Below are 19,731 nucleotides of genomic sequence, written 5' to 3' on the forward strand. Positions count from 1 at the left end.
CACCTTTTCAAAATTGTCATTTGTCGAAATAATGATTTAGTTAACAAACCCTATCATTAAATTTAACATGTTATTAACTCAAAAAACAACTATATGATTAAAGATGTACTAAAATTACTGTTTGTAATTTGCTTGTTTGGATTTCAAAGTCTTCAGGCACAAACAACAGTAAAAGGGACTATCACCGATGCTTCCAGCGGAATTCCAATTCCTGGAGCCAATGTTGTGGTAAAAGGAACAAAAACTAGTGTGTCAACAGATTTTGATGGGAAGTACAGTATTAATGTTCCAAATCAATCAGCAGTTTTAGTATTTTCTTATGTAGGCTCAGCTACAAAAGAAATTCCTGTTGGAACACAAACGAACCTCAATGTTACGTTAGGCGCAGACACGAACCAGTTAGGCGAGGTAGTAGTAACGGCTCTTGGTATTAAAAGAGAGAAAAAATCGATTACCTATTCTGCGCAAAATATTGCGGTAGATGAGCTTTCAGAAGCAAGATCACTAAACGTTGCCAACTCACTTTCCGGTAAGGTTGCAGGTCTTAACTTCTCTACCACTTCAAACGGAGTAGGAAGTTCATCCAGAATTACACTTAGGGGAAACAGATCGCTTAACGGTAACAACCAGCCGTTGTATGTGGTAGATGGTGTGCCAATCAGTAACGGAACTACAACCGGAAACCCTGATATTGATACGGGAGGAACGACGCAGCCTGATGGTATTTCAAACATTAACCCGGAAGATATTGCTTCTATGACCGTTCTTAAAGGACCATCTGCGGCAGCTCTTTACGGAAACAGAGCAAGTAATGGTGTTATCATTATTACGACTAAATCTGGTAAAGCCGGTAAAACTGCAGTTTCATTGTCTTCTAATTTTATGGCTTCTTCTGCTTATAATCTTACTAATTTCCAAAATGAATACGGTCAGGGAGACGGAGGTGTTTATAATCCGATTTCTGTATCAAGCTGGGGAGGAAAGTTAGACGGACGTCAGGTCTCGGCATGGCAGTTAGCGCGTAATCCTAATTATACTGGTCCTGCGACTACAAGTTATACGGCACAGCCTAATAACGTTATTGATTTTTATAAAACAGGATATAATCTGGCCAATACATTATCTATTACTACAGGAAATGAAAAGGCACAAGGATATTTCTCTTATACAAACACTCGTGCGGAAGGTATTGTTGGAGGTAATGCTTTAGACAGACATAACCTTAACTTAAGACTGACCAGTAAATTATCGGATAAACTTTCTTTGGATGTCAAAACAAACTACATCGTTCAGAACATTGATAATTTATTGAGAACCGGAGAAGAGTCTATTGGTACATCAGCTTATTTATTGCCTCGTAGTATCAAATTTAATGAATATCGCAATTTTGAATATACCGATGCCGCAGGACAATTACAGCAAAATTATTTTATAGATGAAGCTGGTTCTCCTGGTGGAAATCCATATTGGTCTGCCTTACGTGATGATTCAAGAGATGACAGAAGAAACCGATTTATAGGTCTTGCTTCTCTTAAATATGACATGACAAGTAATTTAAGTTTACAAGTAAGAAGTGGTCTGGATCAAATGACGAATAAAACAGTCAGAAACAGATATGCAACCCGTGCATTTAATAATAACTTAGGTTCCTATAGTGAGTCATATGAGACCGTAAGCGAATTCAATACAGATGCATTACTTTCGTATAAAGATACATTTGGTGATTTTACAATTGGTCTTAATGCCGGTGCCAACATGTTGAAACAATCCAGTTCGGCATTAAATTCAGGCGGGGTTCTAAGTAAAAGAAACTATTTTTCTTTAATCAATGTAGCTACAGTTCAGTCTCTTTCAACGATGTCAGAGAAACAAGTTAATTCCGTTTACGGATTTTCTCAAATTGGATTCAGAAATTATTTGTTTCTGGATTTAACAGCAAGAAATGACTGGTCTTCTGCATTGCCATCCCAAAACCGATCTTTCTTTTATCCTTCAGTAGGTCTTTCTGCTGTGCTATCGGATATGGTTGCTTTACCGGAAGTGATTAGTTTTGCTAAATTAAGAGGTTCTTACGCTAAAGTAGGTAACGATACAGATCCTTACCAAACAAGTTCTCAATTGTCTTATATTGGTGGTAACGGTGGTATGTTGTATTCTCAGACTACAGCTGCAAATCCGAACCTAAGACCGGAAATGTCAAGTTCTACGGAATTTGGAGCAGATGTCCGATTCCTGAAAAATCGTTTAGGATTAGATTTTACCTATTTCCAGTCCAAAACATCAGATCAGATTTTCTACATCAACACACCTGAATCTTCTTCAAAATCAAGAGCGGTATTAAATGGTGGAGATATCGAAAACAAAGGGGTAGAGCTTACGCTTACGGCTACTCCAATCCAGACAGAAAATTTCTCCTGGGATATTATGGCGAATTATGCTTCTTATAAATCTAAAATTACTTCTATCTACGATAACAGAGAAGAATTGGTTATTGGAGAAGGAAGATTGGTGAGAAGTAAAGTGATTAAAGGAGGAGAATATGGTGATTTATATATCAAAGGATTCCAAAGAGCTCCTGATGGACAAATTATTGTAAATGCTGCCGGTATTCCTTTGGCAACAGATGATTTTAGTGTTCGTGCAGGTAATTTTAACCCGGATTGGACCGCTGGTTTTAAAAATAATTTCAGATATAAAGATTTTTCACTAAGTTTCCTTGTTGATTTTAGAATTGGCGGAGAAGTGATCTCTTATACGCAGGCAAGACAAGCCGGTTTAGGGGTAAGTGATATCACTTTGGCAGGAAGAGAAGGCGGAATTGTTGTTCCTGGTGTTGTAGCAAGCGGAGGATCGTATGTTCAGAATACCACAAGCATTACAGCAGAACAATACTGGACAGCCATTGGACAAAGAACACCGGTAGCAGAACCTTTTATTTATGATGCGACAAACATCCGATTAAGAGAACTTGTTTTTGGTTATTCATTGCCAAAACGCATGTTACTGAACAGTGGTTTTGCCAATATAGATTTCTCTATAGTAGGAAGAAATTTATTCTTCTTCCTGAACGAAGCAAAATACTTTGATCCGGAAGCAGGAGCAGGTACAGGAAACCTGCAAGGTATCGAGTCTTTCAATATTCCTTCAACGAGAGAATATGGTGTGAATGTAAAGTTTGGATTTTAATTTAAAAAAGAGATAACATGAAAAATAATTATAAAATTAAAACAATAGGAGTGGTCCTGTCGATGCTCGCTGTTTTTTCAAGCTGTACACAGGATTTTGACGAGATCAATACCAATAAAAATACTTTAACGGAAGATCAGTTAGATCCGACTCTTGCAGGTCCGGCATTTGCCTCTGCCCTGTATGCAGGAATTCACAATGGTTCTTACTCTTCTCCGGGAGTAGATGATCAGGGAACCTGGGGTATTGCAACAGGTATTTTACCCTCTACTTTTACACAATATTTAAGTTGTGGATACGGTACCGAAAGAAATGCATTTGTAAATGGTTACGAAGGACGCGGATGGTTACGATTCTATACCGTTGCCGTACCGGCATTAAACAATGCGATCAAAGCATCTGCAGGAAATGCTGATGCCCTGGCTGTACTAAAAATCTGGAAAGTATTCATGTACAATCAAATGACAGATGCTTATGGTCCGATTCCTTACACAGAAGCAGGGAATAACAAGGAAAAAGTACCTTATGATAGTGTAGAATTTATTTATGCAGACTTTTTTAAACTGTTAGACGAAGCAAATGCTACACTTAGTGCTACTTCGGCAACAACAGTGGGTACACTCCAGCCTAACGACAGAGTATATTCAGGAAATGTACAGAACTGGAAAAGATTTGGAAACAGTCTTAGATTGCGTTTAGCCCTAAGAATTTCAGATATTGATCCTGCAAAAGCAAAAACTCAGGCAGAAGCCGCTGTAGCTGCAGGTGTTATAGAAACGAATGAGCAAAGCGCCACTTTTAAAGTGAGTAATATTACCCCAAACAACATGAACATGATTGTAAATGCCTGGGGATATTATATGACCGCTTCTATGGAAAGCCTTCTGGTAGGATATGACGACCCAAGATTGGCAAAATGGTTCGCTCCAATTGATACAGGTGTGTATCAGGGAAGACCGGTTGGAGGTTTACAAGGGCAGTTTGGAACTACTAAATTCTCTATGTTCAACAATGATGTATTAGGAAGCGGTGCTAACGGAACACTTAGTGAAACTAAAAATATTGAAATCTTTATGGCTTCTGAAAACTTTTTAAGCAGAGCAGAAGGAGCCTTAAACGGATGGAATATGAGTGGTACTGCACAAAGCCTGTATGAGCAGGGTATCGCATTATCATTGAGACAATGGGGTATTACAGATGCTGCTGCTATTAGTAATTATATCTCAGGAACATCGACACCAAGTGTACCAAATGTTGCAACGGCTTATCCAACTTTAGGATTACAGACGGTTCCTGTTACACTTCCTGTGGCATGGGATGCTTCTGTAGCCAACCAGCGTACCCAAATTGCAGTGCAGAAATATTTGGCAATATTCCCTGAATCCTGGGAAGCATGGGCCGATTTACGCAGAAGTGATGCTAAAGTGATTTACCCGATACTGAATACAGATAATGTGGAAACGGGAGTAGGTAAAAGCCTGATGAAACGTGTCATCTTTGTAACCAATGAATATTCATCAAACAGGGATGCTGTAAGAGATGCCGTCTCAAAATTAGGTGGTCCTGATTCCGGAGGAACCAAACTTTGGTGGGATACAAAATAAGTAGTTTAAGTAAAGTTTAGTTTAAGGGATTCGTTACTTAACAAGGCAAAAAGGAGAGGTAACTCTCCTTTTGCTATTTATAAATGTTATAATGAGATAATGTGATAATGAGAGAATGAGATAATGAGAGAATGAGATAATGAGAGAATGAGATAATGAGGAAATGAGATAATGAGGAAATGTGAGTGAAAATGTACAACATGAAACATGAAACATGAAACATGAAACCTGAAAATGTAAATTAAAAATGATTTTAAAATTTAAACCTTTAGTAATTCTATTGCTGGGACTTTGTATCTCCTGTACTTCTGTACCGAAGAAAAACAGGGAGGCAGTAAATATTACACAAAGTTATATTGCCGACGAACCTGTTACCAATAACAGCCATGCGGCAACTCTTGTCGAGATTAAGCCCAATCAGATTATGGCGGCGTGGTTTGGAGGAAAGTACGAAGGCGCAAAAGACGTAGGTATTTACTTTTCGGTTTATAAAGACAAAAAATGGTCAGTGCCCCAAAATCTTGTTCAACCTGCCAGCATAAAGGGCGATACATTACCATGCTGGAATCCGGTATTATTTAAAAGCAAAAGCGAAAACCTGTATTTGTTTTATAAAGTCGGAAAAAATCCGAGAGAATGGTTTGGCGCTATGATTATGTCAAAAGATAATGGAGCTACCTGGAGTGCACCGAAATATCTGCCGGAAGGAATTTTGGGACCAATAAAAAATAAACCTGTTGAGGTTGTTTCCGGTATTATTTTATGTGGCAGCAGTACAGAAAGTACCGAAACTAATCAATGGAGAGTGCATGTAGAAACCTATACAGAAGCAACCGACATCTGGGAGAAAATAGGGGTAGCAGACCAAAAGCAATTTGATGTAATTCAGCCCACGTTTTTAGTGCACGCCAATAACACGATTCAGATGTTATCCAGAAGCAAACACAATAAAATAATTACAAGCTGGTCGAAAGACAATGGCAGAAACTGGGCCGAGACCGATAGTCTGAATGTTGTAAATTCGAATTCCGGAATTGATGCTTTAACGTTATCCAAAAAAGCTTTTTTACTGGTCAACAATCCATTGCCGCAGGGAAAAGACTGGTTCAACGGACGTAATATCCTTGACGTGGAATATTCATCAAACGGAATGGTATGGAAAAAGCTCTTTGATCTCGAAAACCAGAAGGATGGAGAATTTAGTTATCCCGCCATTATACAGACCACAGACGGAAAAATTCATGTTTTGTATACCTACAACAGAAAATATATCAAACATGTCACATTTGACGTAATCTGAATAAAAAGAGGAAGCGGTAACTTCCTCTTTTTTAATGCATATATTTCACAAAATTAATGATGTATTTGGTAGTCAGTTCCGGATATTGATGCTGAGGTCCGTGACCCGTTTCAGAATAGACAATCAGTTGTGCATTGACCATTTGATTGATGACAGGATACCAGTTTTCTACTGCAAAACTAATGTCATGATCTCCCGAAATAACCAGCACCGGCGTTTTTGTTTTTTTAAGCTGTTCCCTAAAGTTTAAAATATCTTCGCGGAAACCGTCTCCCCCTGCAAAATAAACCTGAAACACATCCATAGTCGAAGGAATTTTTTTGACGTCTATTTTTTTATGAATTCTGTCATGAGATGCTTTTGCAGCTGCACGGCTTCTTTCAGATTTGGGTTCGAAAAACAAAACGACTTCATCCTCAAAATCATTGATTGGTTTTAGCGCAGCATCCAGAAAAGCCTGTTCAAACGGAACTTCATTTTTACCCGGAGGATTGGTTCCCAGTAAAATAGCATGAGTAACCAGATTTGGATATAATAAAGCAGCTGCCTGCGCGACAAGCCCACCGTAAGACCATCCTAAAACTATAAAAGTGCCCAGTTTCAGCCAATCGGCCAGATCTTTAATATCTTTGGCTACAATCGCGATGTCAGGGGCCATAGTTCCGCCGGAAGAGCCAATTCCGGAGTAATCAAAAGTGATTACATTAAATCTTTTAGCCATCATCGTTATAAATAATGGATCCCAGGTATCAAGAGTTCCTCTGAAACGGTTTACAAAAATGATCGTTTTTCCCTTGCCATAAGAGCGATAAGCAATCTTTCGATCTCCCGTATCGGCAAAAAGGGTTTCTGTTTCATAAAATTTTTTCATAATTATACTTTAAAGATTGGAAAAATAGGAAGTGGATTTTTAAAGATGATTTCCCGCAAAAAAACTAAAATCCTTACAGCTGAATTTTTCTGGTTTGTTTAACGATAATCGAATCAGGCAAAGATCAGACCAGATATAAGAACGTGTGAAATGGGGATATTTTAGCATTTACTATCTTTTGAATAATGATATTTCGCTATTCTTTATTGATATTTCATGTATTGTGAATAAAAATCAAAATTGGTTAAATATAGTAAAATATTTAATAAACAAACATTAAGTAATTGTAAGTCAGTGTTTTGATTTTGTTAAGTTGCTGCTTTACCCGGATTTAGGTTTTAATGCATACTTTATCCGAAAAATTGTACTTTTGTTTGTGAATCCTTCAGGAAGATAAAAAGGGTGTCCTACTGATCAGGACTTGTTTTTTACCGGAATCTTTTTTTTAAAAGAAATTTAAATACCTTTGAGATATGAGCACAGTAACAAAACCAAATCATATAGGCCGAAAAATCAGCCGTATTCGTGAACTTCGTGATATGAAGCAGGAAGCCTTGGCACAAGCTTTAGGTACGAATCAGCAAGCTGTTTCAATTATTGAAAACAGCGAAACAATTGATGAAGACAAACTGATAGAAGTTGCTAAAGCACTTGGCGTAACAGTAGAAGCTATTAAAAATTTCTCCGAAGAAGCCGTTTTAAATATTATTGGAAATACGTATCATGACAGCAATGTTGTTAATGGAAATGCATATAGCTGTAATTTCAATCCACTTGATAAAATGGTTGAGCTTTACGAACGTTTGGTTCAGGCTGAAAAAGAGAAAATAGAATATTTAGAAAAGATATTAAAAGATAAGTAACTTTTATAAAAACAGCTAAAACAGAAAGAGACTTTTTTTAAAGTCTCTTTCTGTTTTTAAATTACAACAGGCTGTGAAATCCTCTTGAACGGTACTACTTTTTAACGTTCGATCTTCCATTTATGACATCGTGAAATGGATGTTTGGCCTTAGCTAAGGTGAAGTTTCACGTCTGCGACTCCGTTCATCTTTTTCCGAATACCAATTACGGCTCCTCCAATTTGTAATTACACGTTCCGTCAGGCGTGATTGGCGTTCTAGACCCCACCAGTTAGGTTTAGAACGTATAATAACAAACCAGAGACGCCATTTATCACGTTTAAGACGTTATGAATGGGGTTCCGGACGTCAAATTACAGTAAGCTGACGCCAATTGAGCATGTCAGAACGTGATCAGTTCATGATAGAACCTCAAAGAAATCAAAAGCTTTTTTAGTAAGCAGCAATTAATTTCTTATTTGATCTCTGTTATGAACTCATTTTGTGGCGTTCTTACTTTTTTCATGTTCACCAGCCAGTCGTTTGCTTCATCTCTGTAGCCAAGCGTAAGGATGATGGCACTTTTAAGACCAAGTTCGTTCAAACCTAATAATTTATCTACTTCAGCAGGAACAAATCCTTCCATAGGCGTTGCGTCTACTTTTTGTTCAGCTGCTGCTGCAATTGCAAGACCAAACGAAATGTAAGCCTGTTTTGCTGCATGAATAGCATGCCATTCCTGACCAAGAGGCTCGTACATTCCCCAAAGCATTTTTTTATAATCGTCCATTGCTTCAGCAGGTAATCCTCTTTCTGCAATTGTTCTGTCGAATACCGCTGAAATTTTTTCTAAAGAATACCCATCCCAGGCTGCAAATACCAATACGTGCGATGCATCGGTAATCTGACTCTGGTCAAAACCGACCGCTCTGATTTTTTCCTGCAATTCTTTATTAGAAATTACGAAAATCTGATAAGGCTGCAAACCGGATGAAGAAGGAGCTAATCGTGCTGCTTCAAGGATATAATCCAGTTTCTCCTGCGGAACAACTTGTCCGTTCATTTTTTTAGTAGCATAACGCCACTCAAGTGCTTCTATTAAGGCCATATTTTTTTGTATTAAATTTAAATTCTTGTCAAAAGTAAAGACTTTAAGTTTATTTTTGTCATCTGCTTACCAAAAGTAACTGTGACATCGGGGTAACTAACTAACATACTATGATAAAAGAGCCTGAACACGACCAGCAAAAATGCAACAAACACATAATGGCAGTGCACGATGCGATGGATATCCTGAACGGAAGATGGAAAATTTCGATTATTGCTTCCTTGTGTTTTAATCGGTTAAGATTTACCGATCTTTTAAGGGAAGTAGAAGGAATTTCAGGTAAAATGCTGAGCAGGGAGCTGAAAAATCTGGAGGAAAATCAATTGGTAACGCGAACCGTTTTAAATACACAGCCCATAACGGTCGAATACGAATTGACGGAATACGGTCATACCTTAAAAGAAGTTATAGAATCATTGGCAAAATGGGGACACAACCATAGAAAAAAAATAACCGGCAAAGTATGATATGTTAGCTTTTCAGGTCCGAAACTCGCTGAAAAAAGCTTTGTTTTGCTAATTTTAGTTCGGCTTCTTCGATGGCTTTCAGGAGATTGTTTTGGTTATCGGCGATTTCGTTTAAGGCATCGTTCATGACGCTCCAGACAGGCTGCATTTTTAGAATCAGTTCTTTGCCTTTTGCAGTAAGCACAATTAATCTTTTCCGCTCATCCAGTTTATCTTTTTTCGAGCTGACGATTTTCTGCTTTTCCAATTCTTTAAGCAAACTTATGGTCGAAGGATGGCTGTAACCAATTTCAACGGCGATTTCGACCACGCTCAACATTTCTTTTACGTGTAAAGTATAAATTACCGGAAACCATTTGGGTTCAAAATCAATATCGAAAGATTTATAGATTAACGCGCCATCTTTGCGCAATTGCTCACTAAGCCTTTGTAAACGGGTTGATAGGGCAAGAATGCCTATTTCATCAATTATATTCATTTTGCCGGATTTAATTGTAACTGACAGAATACATTATCAGGTCTCATGAGAGGAAAATCATGCGGAAGTGCCTCCTTTTCGATGGTGATAAAATGATTCCTTTCGTAAAAACGCAACGCGGCCTGTAAGATCGAAACAGTTCCCAAATATAAGTTGCTGAGTCCTTTTTCTTCGCTGTATTGTATTAATTGTTCTAAAAGCTGCTGCGCTATATTATATTCTTTTCCCCTGTATTCCTTTTGCACGAACATCTTTCTGATGGCTCCTGCTTCTGCATTAAATTTTACCAAAGCGATAGTTCCAACCAGTTTTCCTTCAATAAAAGCACCGAGAAAAAAACCTCCTGACTGGTAATAAAAATCTGTGATGTTTAACAAATCCGGCTGATCTTCTAATGTGATAGGAACATTGAATTCTTTCTGCTGAATGTTTAAAATCAAATCAACGATTTGGTTTTGGTATTCATTTTGTATTGGCTCGATGTGCATTTTTACAGGATATTAGATATAGGTGCAAAACTACGTAGTTGAATACATATATCCAAATAAAAAAACTGAAAAGTTTATAAAAAAGACTTTTCAGTTGATGGCTATAAGTAATTATCAGAGATGAAAAACTTTATTCTTCATCTCTGATTAATTATTCTGATTATTTTGCAATTCTGTAGATTTTAGCATTTGCGCCATCTGTAACAGCATACAAAGCGCCGTCTTTTCCTTCTAGGACATCTCTAAAACGGCTGTTGGCAGAAGTAAGTAATCTTTCTTCGGCAACTACAACATTGTCTTTAAGTACAATTCGCACTACATGCTGACCACTTAATGCAGCAGCAAATAAATTATTTTTCCACTCCGGAATTAAATTTCCTGAGTAAAAAGTAATTCCGCTTGGCGAAACTACAGGATCCCAATAATATACCGGTTGTTCCATACCGCTTTTGGTTGTAATACCATCTCCGATTTTTGCACCGCTATATTCAAGACCGTATGTAATGGTTGGCCAGCCGTAATTTTTTCCGATTGTAATTCTATTGATTTCATCACCTCCAAGTGGGCCATGTTCTGCCTCCCAAAGTTCTCCGGTTACAGGATGTACGGCAAGACCTTGTGGATTTCTGTGTCCGTACGAATAAATTTCAGGCAAAACTCCCGTTTGTCCGATAAAAGGATTTCCCGCAGCCGGTTCACCATTTTTGGTAATGCGGACAATTTTACCAAGAGCAGCATCTAATTTCTGGGCCAGCGGCCTTGATGCCATATCAGAACGTTCTCCTGTACTTACAAAAAGATTTCCCTGTTTGTCCCAGGCGAGACGTGAACCGTAATGAAGCGTGCCGTTATACTCGGGAATCGCTTTGTAGATTACAACTGCATTTTCAATTTTTGTCTCGTCTGCTGAAAGTTTTCCTTTTGCTACGGCTGTTGCAGTACCTGCAGTTCCGTTAAATGAAAAACTCCAGTATACCATTCGGTTCGTAGCAAATTCAGGATCAATGGCAACATCTAATAAACCGCCTTGTCCGCTGCTGTTTACTGCCGGAATTCCGGTGATTGTTCCGCCAACAGTTCCGGCCTGAGTAACAATTCTCATTGTACCCGCTTTTTGAGTTACTATAATTCTTCCGTCAGGCAAATTGTCCATTCCCCACGGATTGGCCAGGCCTTCGGCAAAAACTTTGCTTGTGTAAGCAGTTTCGGTTTTTATCCCTGCAATTCTGGTTTGTCCTTTAAATGCCGGAACATAAGTTGAGTTTGCAGGTTTGGTTTCTACCGGAGGAAGTGTTCCAACGGGTACATCATCATCGTCATCATCACCATTGTTACCATCATTATTATTACAGGATAACTGTGTAAAGGCTAAGAATAAAACAGAAAGATAAACAAGAACATTCTGCTTTTTTAGAAATGGGTTTTTCATAATGTAAATTTTTTAATGTTAAAATTAAACGAATATAAATATAACCCTCTTTAAGATAATTTTATTGTTTTACGAATTACATAATTCCCATGTTTAGAGCAAGAAGTGTGTTAAAATTAAAGTCAGACAGCTGTTTATGAGTAGGTTATGTTTTTAAGTTTTTTCTATCGATTCCATCGGGCCGGAGAATATCCGAGTGAAATGCCTCCCCAGTAATGAAAATTTTTCCCATTGCTGTATTCCCTGCTTCTTCCGTACAGGGCATATTTTAAATAAAACCGATCTTTGATCAGTACATTTATTCCGGCACTAACGTCAAATACAACGCGTGAGATATCACTGTGGGGAATTTTATAAACGCTGTGATCGCTGAACAGTAATCCTTCTAAAGTGGTGTTATAGGCAACGGCCCGTATTTCGGGTGTTATAAAAACATTCATTCAGATCACAGGAAAAATGATATTTGCTTTTTTTAGAAAAGTACCGGGAACACTCGGAGAATAGTCCTGCATGATGCCGCTATTTAAATTGAGGAGATTTATTTTTACTCCGCCTTTTAAATTGGCAGTGTAGTTTCCCAATTCTGCTCCGGCACGCAAACGCAGTTGCAGCCAGCTGCATTTTGCATCAGCATTAAATCCCGAAAAAACAGGATACTCTATTCGGGCATTATAATTAAAAATAAAAGATCCTTTGTATCCAATTTGATTGTCCCAGCCCATTGGGACATCCCGTGTGGAGCCAAACCAATGATGTTTATGAATGTAAGACTGCGCATTCCCGGGCAGTGAAGTACCTACGGCGCCAATTACAATTTCACTTTGCAGTACAGCTCCCGTTACAAGATTAAAGGACGTATTTCCGAAATTAAGAAACATGAGGGAGGCGTAAGGCCTGTCATTCGTAATGGGTTCTGAAGCAGCTAAATTTTGGGGTGTGTACGCCGTTCCTCCAATCCCAATCCGCTGAATAGTCAGGGATTCTTCCGGTTTTTTGTATTTAAAAAAGGGAAGCCATTTAACGAGTTCAGGAAACTGCACTTCTATTTTAGCACTTCCGGTATAATTTTCATCTTTATTATTAATGGCTAAAAAATCATTTTCGGTGGTAAAGAGTACCTGAAAACCTTTTCCCTGTGCCTTTAAATCAGACAGAAAAAGCAGCATTATGATCAATAGTAAAGGACGAAGTAAGAAAGTGTTTTTCATAGTATCAGGCTTTAATATGGTCAATAGTGGATCCGTTTCGATTTGGTATTTATTTCTTTATGCTAAAATAGAAAGAAAATAAGTACAATTTTTAAAATTAGCCTAAATTTAAAAGTTAAAAACCTGTAAACAATACATTTACAGGTTTTTTTGAAGCGTATGTTTAAAATGAATCCCTATACTTATTTTAATTTCGAAAGGGTACCGATTTCAATTAAAATAAAGATTTAAGGACTACTTATTATTGTCGGCTGATTGTATGGCAGTTTGGTATTCTTCATCTGTTACAGGCTGAAGCCAGGTGACCTGCAAATCGTCTTTGTAATTTGTAATTGCTATATGTGTCATATTGGTGTTTTCTGAAGCTCCATGCCAATGCTCTACATTTTCGGAAATATTGATGACATCGCCTTTTTTAATGATTTGGGCAGCGTTATTTTTTTCCTGATAATAACCTTGACCTTCAGTTACAATTAATACCTGACCTTTGGGATGTGTATGCCAGTTGGTTCTTGCTGTGGCATCAAAGCTAACGCTGCCTGCCGAAAATTCGTTGTTTTTGTCCCTAGCGATTAATGGGTTTAAAAAAGCTTCTCCGCTAAACCAGTCATTGGGTAGTTTGTTGCCTTTTGGAAAAAGGGCATCATTATTTTCTGTTGTCATTTTTTCTGAATTTTAATTTCACAAACTACTATTAAAGGCAGTACTAATAGGAACAGCTATAAAGTTAACATTTGAATTGCAATAAACTTCAGTTTTTTGGTAAAAAATACAGCTAACGTACCGAAAGGAATAACAGCTATTTTATCATATAAGTCCAGATATGGTATTCTATTTTATAAAGTTGTTGGGTTTGTCCCTCAATTTTTTATTTCACTTTTAAACTACGCTACTTTTTCAAGAACCGGCATCGTGGCATGAGCAATAGACAATGTCAACGGATCTAAATGGCCAGCAAAAAAAGTGTCCAGAAGCTCTTTAAAGATAGGATTTGCATTTTCAACCTGAGAAAATAGTGTCAGGGATGAACGCAATTTTCGGGCATCTAATTCTCCCAGAATAGCTTCGGCAGATTTCCTTTTGTATTGTAATAATAGTTGTGAGATTTCTACAAGGTGCTTTTCTAAAATAGGATGCTGAAGATAGGCTTTGGCTTCTTTTAGATCTCCAATGGCATAATAATCGGCTATGCTGCTTTTACCCAATCCTTTTATCTGAGGAAAGATGAACCACATCCAGTGTGATTCTTTTTTTCCTTTTTTAATTTCCGAAAAGGCAGTAAGATACATTTTGTTCTGAGCATCTAAAAAGCGGGTTAAATCATTATTTGCGTAAGCCATGGTCGAATGTATTTATGATAAAGGTTGTGGGTGATACTGTTTTTATCTCTTAAAAGACAGCTCAAAAATACAGACGAACCTAATTTTTAATTTATACAATTATAGCGCTTTGTTATATAATTTAGATCTGTTAGTATCTTCCAGCATATCAACGTATTGTTATCTTCTCTCACCAACTTGTTGGCGCCACATCGAGTAATAAAGGCCTTTTTTCTCCAGAAGTTCTTCATGGGTTCCAGTTTCGGAAATTTTTCCTTTTTCCAGCACATAAATAGTGTCTGCATGCATGATGGTAGACAGTCTGTGTGCAATTAATATGGTCATACGTTTTCTGCTTAGTGAAATTTCCCTGATAGTAGCAGTAATCTGTTCTTCGGTAAGAGAATCCAGTGCAGATGTTGCTTCATCAAATATGAGCAGCTGTGGTTTCCGCAACAATGCTCTGGCAATCGAAAGACGTTGTTTTTCACCACCCGAAAGTTTCATTCCGCTTTCTCCTAATATTGTGTGTAAACCATGTGAGGCTTTTGCAATCAGTGCAGTTGCAGATGCTTTTCGCAATGCTTCATCGATTTCCTCATCTGTTGCAGCGGGATTTACAAACAGCAGATTGTCTTTAATAGATCCGGCGTACAGCTGCGTATCCTGCGTAACAAAACCAATTTGTCTTCGCAAAGGGTTGTAACGGATCTGATCGGAATTAATATCATTAAAATAAATAGCTCCTTCTACAGGAATATAAAGTCCGACCAGCAATTTTACCAAAGTAGATTTTCCCGAACCGGATGGGCCTACAAAGGCAATTGTATTTCCCAGACTGATTTTAAAGGAAATATCATCAATAGCATTGTAGCCGGCAGTTTTGTGTTTAAAGATTACGTTTTTAAATTCAAGAGATTCCAATTGATCAACTTCAACAGAATTTTCAGGGCGCGTTTCAATGGGTCTGTTCATTAATCGGTCAAAAGTTTTTAAAGAAGCATCTGCTTCTCTGTATAAGATGATCATATTTCCCAAATCCTGTAAAGGAGTAAAAATAGCAGTCGATATAAATTGCATCGCAATCAGTTCGCCTGTCGTCAATACTTTCCTGAAAATAAGCCATAATAAAATAAACAAGATCGATTGTTTGAGCAGATTAAGCATATTGCCCTGAAGAAAAGAAAGAACGCTCACTTTTTTTGCCTTTTGCATTTCCAGATTGTAGATCCGTAAAGTCTGCTGATTCATTCTTTTAATTTCGGCAAAAGTAAGGCCAAGGCTTTTTACGAGTTCTATATTTCGCAGACTTTCGGTAATGACTCCGGCCTGTTTATCCGTTTGTCTGTTGATGGATTTCTGTATCCCTTTTATTCTTTTCGAAACCAGTCCGGTTAGCGATCCCAGTAAAACAACTCCAATAAAAAATACAGGAACCAGCAGCCAGTTTTTATTGATGCTGTACCAAATAAGAAAACCAACGCCAATAAGCGAAGAATACATTACATTGATAAAGGAGTTGATAAATCGTTCGGAATCTGTTTTTACTTTTTGGAGTACCGATAGGGTAGTACCGCTCCTGCTTTCTTCAAATTCCTGATAGGAAAGCCTTAAGGTTTGTTTCAGTCCATCATTAAAAATAGACATTCCAAATCCGGCAACGGCTTTTCTTGTAATATAGTCCTGCGCTGCTTTGCTGAGTCTTGCAAATACAGATATTCCCAGTGCTATTCCCAGCCAGTATAGTATTCCTGAAATTAGTTCGTTTTCAGGAAGGTTGTTTTTATTTGTAGCATATTGATCTATAATTTTTCCAAATATTATAGGATCAACCAAAGTAAGGAGTTGCGCTATTCCTGCAAGCAGTAAAGAAAGAAAAACAAGATTACGATGGGGCTGTAAATATTTCCAGAGTATTTTCATTAAGCTATTTTTCGAATAAATTATACAGACAATAATTGATTTTTACTAAGTTACCATTCTTATCGTAAAATAAAAAAAACCTGTAAACATATTTGTTTTACAGGTTTTTTGTGAATTATACCGGATTATAGTCGGAATTATTGTTTGTCTTAGTGTTTTCCTTTGCCATGTCCATTTCCCTTATCATTTCCATGACCTTTATCATGGTGATGTTTATTGTTTCCTTTACCGGGTTTTTGCCCAATTGTTTTTTGTGGGCTTCCTTTGTAACCTTTACCGTATTTTACTTTATGAACTTTATAATTATCATAAGGTCTGTTTCCTCTGTAATCGGTAAGGACTACTTTATATTCGTTGTAAAGGTCATAATTACGATATGCTCTTGGTAAGTATCTTGATTGAATCCATTTTCCATTACTTACATAAATGTAATTTGAAGTATTTACATCATAGTAGGTTTCTAGGTCAGGAAGATAGTAGTAACGTACATCATTGTATCCTGAAGGACCCCATGAAGGAGGTGTTCCAATGTTTACATTAACAGAGACCTGAGCATATGAAAGACTCAGAGCAAAAAAAGAAAGTATCGTCAATAAATGTTTTAAAGATTTCATGATCGTAATTTTTATTAGATTAATAATTAGGTTAAAAACAAAAACTGAGCCGAAGTTAAAAACTAAGTAATCAAAAAATCATTTTATATGAAATGACTGAGCTGAATTAATTAGCTTACAGTACTATTTGTTTTGCCCGGGAGCGTATTTTTTTGCACTCTTATCGCCGTTCATTTTTTTGGCCTGTCCGGGTGGTACGCGTTTTACTTTTCCGTTAGAACTGTGCGAATGGCTGCCAGAAGTTACACTACAGCTGGCAAAAGAAAAAATTGCCGAGAGCACTAAAATTTTAATCATTGTATTTTTCATCTTTTTCATCAAAGTTAATTTTTTATTAATACTTTCTAATTAATTGTTGATATGTTTTTAGAGTAAATCTTAAATATGTACGAATAACTATCGGTTTTAGGTTTTTCTAATTTTCATGTGCTGATTATTCTTGTTTTTTGAGACTTGCCACTTTTTCTGTCAGGTTTTTCCAATATCGTTTTGGCATGTGCTGAAGATGAAGGCGTGTGTTTTTTCTGGATTCAATATTGACATGAGTAAAATACTGCACCCACAAATTTTGAAAAAACGCTTCTTCCTGATCACAAATTTCAGCCAGGAATTTAGTAGAATTCAGATCGTTGCTAAATTGTAATTCCACTGTCGAGACCTTTTCGAGATCGTAATAAATTCCATATTTTCGTTTTGCATCGTAAATAAGCCAGCGCTGATCTGCATAACGACTCACAAAATGATTCTCGATAACGGGAAGTACATCACATTCGGGTTCAATAATGGCGTAATACAACTGGTCTTTGGTTAGTTTAAAACGAACAAAAGCTTTCATTCGGTGGCTTTCTCTTCTTGTTATTCGGGCCGCTTTTCTGATATTCCAAACCTCATTATTCGATAAATCTTCTTCTATGTTTTTTGTAGTGGAAAATACATAGCTGGCAAACCGGAACATAAGATCCTCTGAATGCGCTGTTTCTGATAAAAAAGTGCCGTAGATTCTTTTAAATCCTTCTTTTGAAAGCCGGTTTTTTAATCCGTCAGCAACACGTTTTGCTTTTTCCGGATCTGTTACCACAAAATAAGTGGCAGCAAAAAGGAAAGCTGTTGTCGGTTCTTGTTTTGTAAAAACAATATCCTTTAGTTTGAACTCATAAATTTCAAAGACAGCAGTGAGCCATCCTTCAAAAGTACCGTCATAAATTACCTGTGTCATGCGCCGAATAGGGAAAGTTGATTGGAAAAATCGTTTTTGTATTTACTTTTTTGGGAATCTAAAATATGATCCTTGATCTGCATAGCGGTAAAATCTTTCTGCAGCAGAAAGGGTGATGCAAAAGCCAGAAAATAACGGGCCCGGCTATAGGCAATTCCCATTTTCTGTAAGTCCGGAGCAGTGAGTTTTTTAAATTTTCTGGCTGCTACAATTTTCCGGGCACTTAAAAAGCCTATTCCGGGAATGCGTTTGATGAGTTCGAGATCCGCGACATTAATGTCAACAGGAAACTGATTCAGGTTGCGCAGCGCCCATCCAAGTTTGGGATCGATGTCAAGGTCCAGATTAGGCTGGTCAAATCCGAGGATTTCATTTACATTAAAACCATAATATCGGATCAGCCAATCGGCCTGATACAAACGGTTTTCACGTATAATAGGAACCGGAGTTCCAATAGAAGGAAGGCGGTTGTCATAACTTATAGGGACATATCCGGAATAGTATACCCGCCGCATGTTCATTTGCTGATAAAAATAGTCTGCCATTCCTAAAATTTCAAGGTCGCTTTCTTTTGTTGCCCCAATTACCATTTGAGTACTTTGGCCGGCGGGAGCAAATACAGGAGCTTTATAGTTTGATTTTCGCTCTTCTTTATGGCCGGCAATTTCATTTTTAAGATAGTGCATGGGTTTAATCACATCTCTGTGATTTTTTTCCGGTGCCAGTAATTTAAGGCTTTGTTCTGTGGGCATTTCTACATTTACACTTAAGCGGTCGGCGTACATTCCGGCTTCTTTCAGCAATTCGTCACTGGCTCCTGGAATCGCTTTTAGATGTATGTAGCCATTAAAATTATGTTCTAATCTCAATTTCTTAGCAATTCTGACCAAACGCTCCATAGTAAAATCTGGATTGTCAAAAATACCGGAGCTGAGAAATAAACCTTCAATATAATTTCTCCTGTAAAAACCAATGGTAAGATCCACGACTTCCTGTACCGTAAAAGCAGCCCGTTTTACATCATTGCTTTTTCTGCTGACACAATACGCACAGTCAAAAATACAATGATTGGTCAGTAAAATTTTCAGTAAAGCCACACAGCGCCCGTCTTCGGTATAGGAATGGCAAATTCCGGAACCGCTGGAATTCCCAAGTCCTTTGTCTTTATTTTTTCGATTACTCTGACCCGACGAACAAGAAACATCATATTTTGCCGCATCAGACAAAATAGCCAGCTTTTCCATTACTCTTTCGTGTACCATTTTGATTTCTTTTATAATTATAACCTTTATAAAAGAAAGCGATGAATCTTCATCCAATAAAATGATCTTTTTAGGATTACTCTTTTGTTTTTGGAAATCCCCTGTTCACTTTGAAACAGGCAGACGCTTTCAATCGTAGCTATAAATCGTGGTTTTTATATTTTACGTTTATCAAAATTAGTTCAAATTGTAACAAAACAGAATGAACACGGTGTTATAAATCGTAACAAAATCGTAAACGTCTTTTCTGACTGAAGAAATGCCTGAGGAAAAAAGAGGTTATAAAAATAACAGGGTGAAGATTGGTGAAGGATTAAAATATAAAATCGCAATTATCAGATGTTTTGATAATTGCGATTTTATTAAGTGGAGTCGCTGGGACTTTAATCGAACACTTGATTCCTATTTTGATGTTT

17 protein-coding genes and 1 pseudogene are annotated in these 19,731 nt (G+C 37.3%); 5 read left to right on the forward strand and 13 right to left on the reverse strand.

From position 1 onward, the window contains the following. Positions 1 to 93: 93 nt before the first annotated feature. The 3 genes from HAV12_RS06855 (at position 94) to HAV12_RS06865 (ending at position 6,090) form a co-directional block, all read left to right on the forward strand. Positions 94 to 3,186, forward strand: coding sequence for a SusC/RagA family TonB-linked outer membrane protein (locus HAV12_RS06855; RefSeq protein ID WP_171568995.1), 3,093 nt, complete (start codon positions 94 to 96; stop codon positions 3,184 to 3,186). Between the two features lie 17 nt (positions 3,187 to 3,203). Next, the gene (locus HAV12_RS06860; protein ID WP_171568996.1) at positions 3,204 to 4,790 is read left to right on the forward strand and encodes a SusD/RagB family nutrient-binding outer membrane lipoprotein; all 1,587 of its coding nucleotides are present in this window, start codon (positions 3,204 to 3,206) and stop codon (positions 4,788 to 4,790) included. Between the two features lie 247 nt (positions 4,791 to 5,037). Beyond that, positions 5,038 to 6,090 (forward strand): exo-alpha-sialidase, encoded by a 1,053-nt coding sequence (locus HAV12_RS06865; protein WP_171568997.1) that lies wholly within the window; start codon positions 5,038 to 5,040, stop codon positions 6,088 to 6,090. A gap of 31 nt (positions 6,091 to 6,121) precedes the next feature. Here HAV12_RS06865 and HAV12_RS06870 read toward each other — a convergent pair whose 3' ends face one another. Beyond that, positions 6,122 to 6,961 (reverse strand): alpha/beta fold hydrolase, encoded by an 840-nt coding sequence (locus HAV12_RS06870; RefSeq protein WP_171568998.1) that lies wholly within the window; start codon positions 6,959 to 6,961, stop codon positions 6,122 to 6,124. Positions 6,962 to 7,434: 473 nt separating this feature from the next. On the opposite strand from HAV12_RS06870, the gene HAV12_RS06875 reads away from it, so the two are divergent. Then, the gene (locus HAV12_RS06875) at positions 7,435 to 7,824 is read left to right on the forward strand and encodes a helix-turn-helix domain-containing protein (protein WP_171568999.1); all 390 of its coding nucleotides are present in this window, start codon (positions 7,435 to 7,437) and stop codon (positions 7,822 to 7,824) included. A 454-nt stretch (positions 7,825 to 8,278) separates the two neighbouring features. On the opposite strand, the gene HAV12_RS06880 is transcribed toward HAV12_RS06875, so the two are convergent. Continuing rightward, complete coding sequence (locus HAV12_RS06880; RefSeq protein WP_171569000.1) at positions 8,279 to 8,911, reverse strand: NAD(P)H-dependent oxidoreductase; 633 nt, start codon at positions 8,909 to 8,911, stop codon at positions 8,279 to 8,281. Between the two features lie 110 nt (positions 8,912 to 9,021). On the opposite strand from HAV12_RS06880, the gene HAV12_RS06885 reads away from it, so the two are divergent. After that, on the forward strand, positions 9,022 to 9,378 hold the full coding sequence (locus HAV12_RS06885; protein ID WP_197984775.1) for a helix-turn-helix domain-containing protein: 357 nt from the start codon (positions 9,022 to 9,024) through the stop codon (positions 9,376 to 9,378). A 4-nt stretch (positions 9,379 to 9,382) separates the two neighbouring features. Here HAV12_RS06885 and HAV12_RS06890 read toward each other — a convergent pair whose 3' ends face one another. The 11 genes and pseudogenes from HAV12_RS06890 to HAV12_RS06945 all read right to left on the reverse strand — a co-directional run bounded on the left by HAV12_RS06890 (position 9,383) and on the right by HAV12_RS06945 (position 19,315). Then, entirely contained in the window at positions 9,383 to 9,856 is a 474-nt protein-coding gene (locus tag HAV12_RS06890; protein ID WP_171569001.1) for a MarR family winged helix-turn-helix transcriptional regulator, read from the reverse strand. Continuing rightward, a complete protein-coding gene (locus tag HAV12_RS06895) occupies positions 9,853 to 10,344 on the reverse strand; it encodes a GNAT family N-acetyltransferase (RefSeq protein WP_171569002.1) in 492 nt (163 codons plus the stop codon). The genes HAV12_RS06890 and HAV12_RS06895 overlap by 4 nt, the downstream gene beginning before the upstream one ends. A gap of 160 nt (positions 10,345 to 10,504) precedes the next feature. After that, positions 10,505 to 11,773: a PQQ-dependent sugar dehydrogenase gene (locus tag HAV12_RS06900; protein WP_171569003.1), complete on the reverse strand. Its 1,269-nt coding sequence runs from the start codon at positions 11,771 to 11,773 to the stop codon at positions 10,505 to 10,507. A 164-nt stretch (positions 11,774 to 11,937) separates the two neighbouring features. Continuing rightward, a pseudogene (locus tag HAV12_RS06910) lies at positions 11,938 to 12,981 on the reverse strand (lipid A-modifier LpxR family protein). Positions 12,982 to 13,215: 234 nt separating this feature from the next. Then, complete coding sequence (locus HAV12_RS06915) at positions 13,216 to 13,644, reverse strand: cupin domain-containing protein (RefSeq protein WP_171569006.1); 429 nt, start codon at positions 13,642 to 13,644, stop codon at positions 13,216 to 13,218. Between the two features lie 221 nt (positions 13,645 to 13,865). Beyond that, a complete protein-coding gene (locus HAV12_RS06920; RefSeq protein ID WP_171569007.1) occupies positions 13,866 to 14,321 on the reverse strand; it encodes a DUF1810 domain-containing protein in 456 nt (151 codons plus the stop codon). Between the two features lie 159 nt (positions 14,322 to 14,480). Next, positions 14,481 to 16,223 (reverse strand): ABC transporter ATP-binding protein, encoded by a 1,743-nt coding sequence (locus tag HAV12_RS06925; protein WP_171569008.1) that lies wholly within the window; start codon positions 16,221 to 16,223, stop codon positions 14,481 to 14,483. 149 nt (positions 16,224 to 16,372) lie between these two features. Continuing rightward, a complete protein-coding gene (locus tag HAV12_RS06930; RefSeq protein ID WP_171569009.1) occupies positions 16,373 to 16,837 on the reverse strand; it encodes a hypothetical protein in 465 nt (154 codons plus the stop codon). A 123-nt stretch (positions 16,838 to 16,960) separates the two neighbouring features. Continuing rightward, positions 16,961 to 17,155, reverse strand: coding sequence for a hypothetical protein (locus HAV12_RS06935; protein ID WP_171569010.1), 195 nt, complete (start codon positions 17,153 to 17,155; stop codon positions 16,961 to 16,963). Positions 17,156 to 17,270: 115 nt separating this feature from the next. After that, the gene (locus HAV12_RS06940; protein WP_171569011.1) at positions 17,271 to 18,053 is read right to left on the reverse strand and encodes a TIGR03915 family putative DNA repair protein; all 783 of its coding nucleotides are present in this window, start codon (positions 18,051 to 18,053) and stop codon (positions 17,271 to 17,273) included. Further along, positions 18,050 to 19,315 (reverse strand): putative DNA modification/repair radical SAM protein, encoded by a 1,266-nt coding sequence (locus HAV12_RS06945; protein WP_171569012.1) that lies wholly within the window; start codon positions 19,313 to 19,315, stop codon positions 18,050 to 18,052. Before HAV12_RS06945 ends, HAV12_RS06940 begins: the two co-directional genes overlap by 4 nt. Positions 19,316 to 19,731 lie beyond the last annotated feature (416 nt).

The organism is Flavobacterium sp. CLA17, from assembly GCF_013112255.2.
Lineage (GTDB): Bacteria > Bacteroidota > Bacteroidia > Flavobacteriales > Flavobacteriaceae > Flavobacterium > Flavobacterium circumlabens.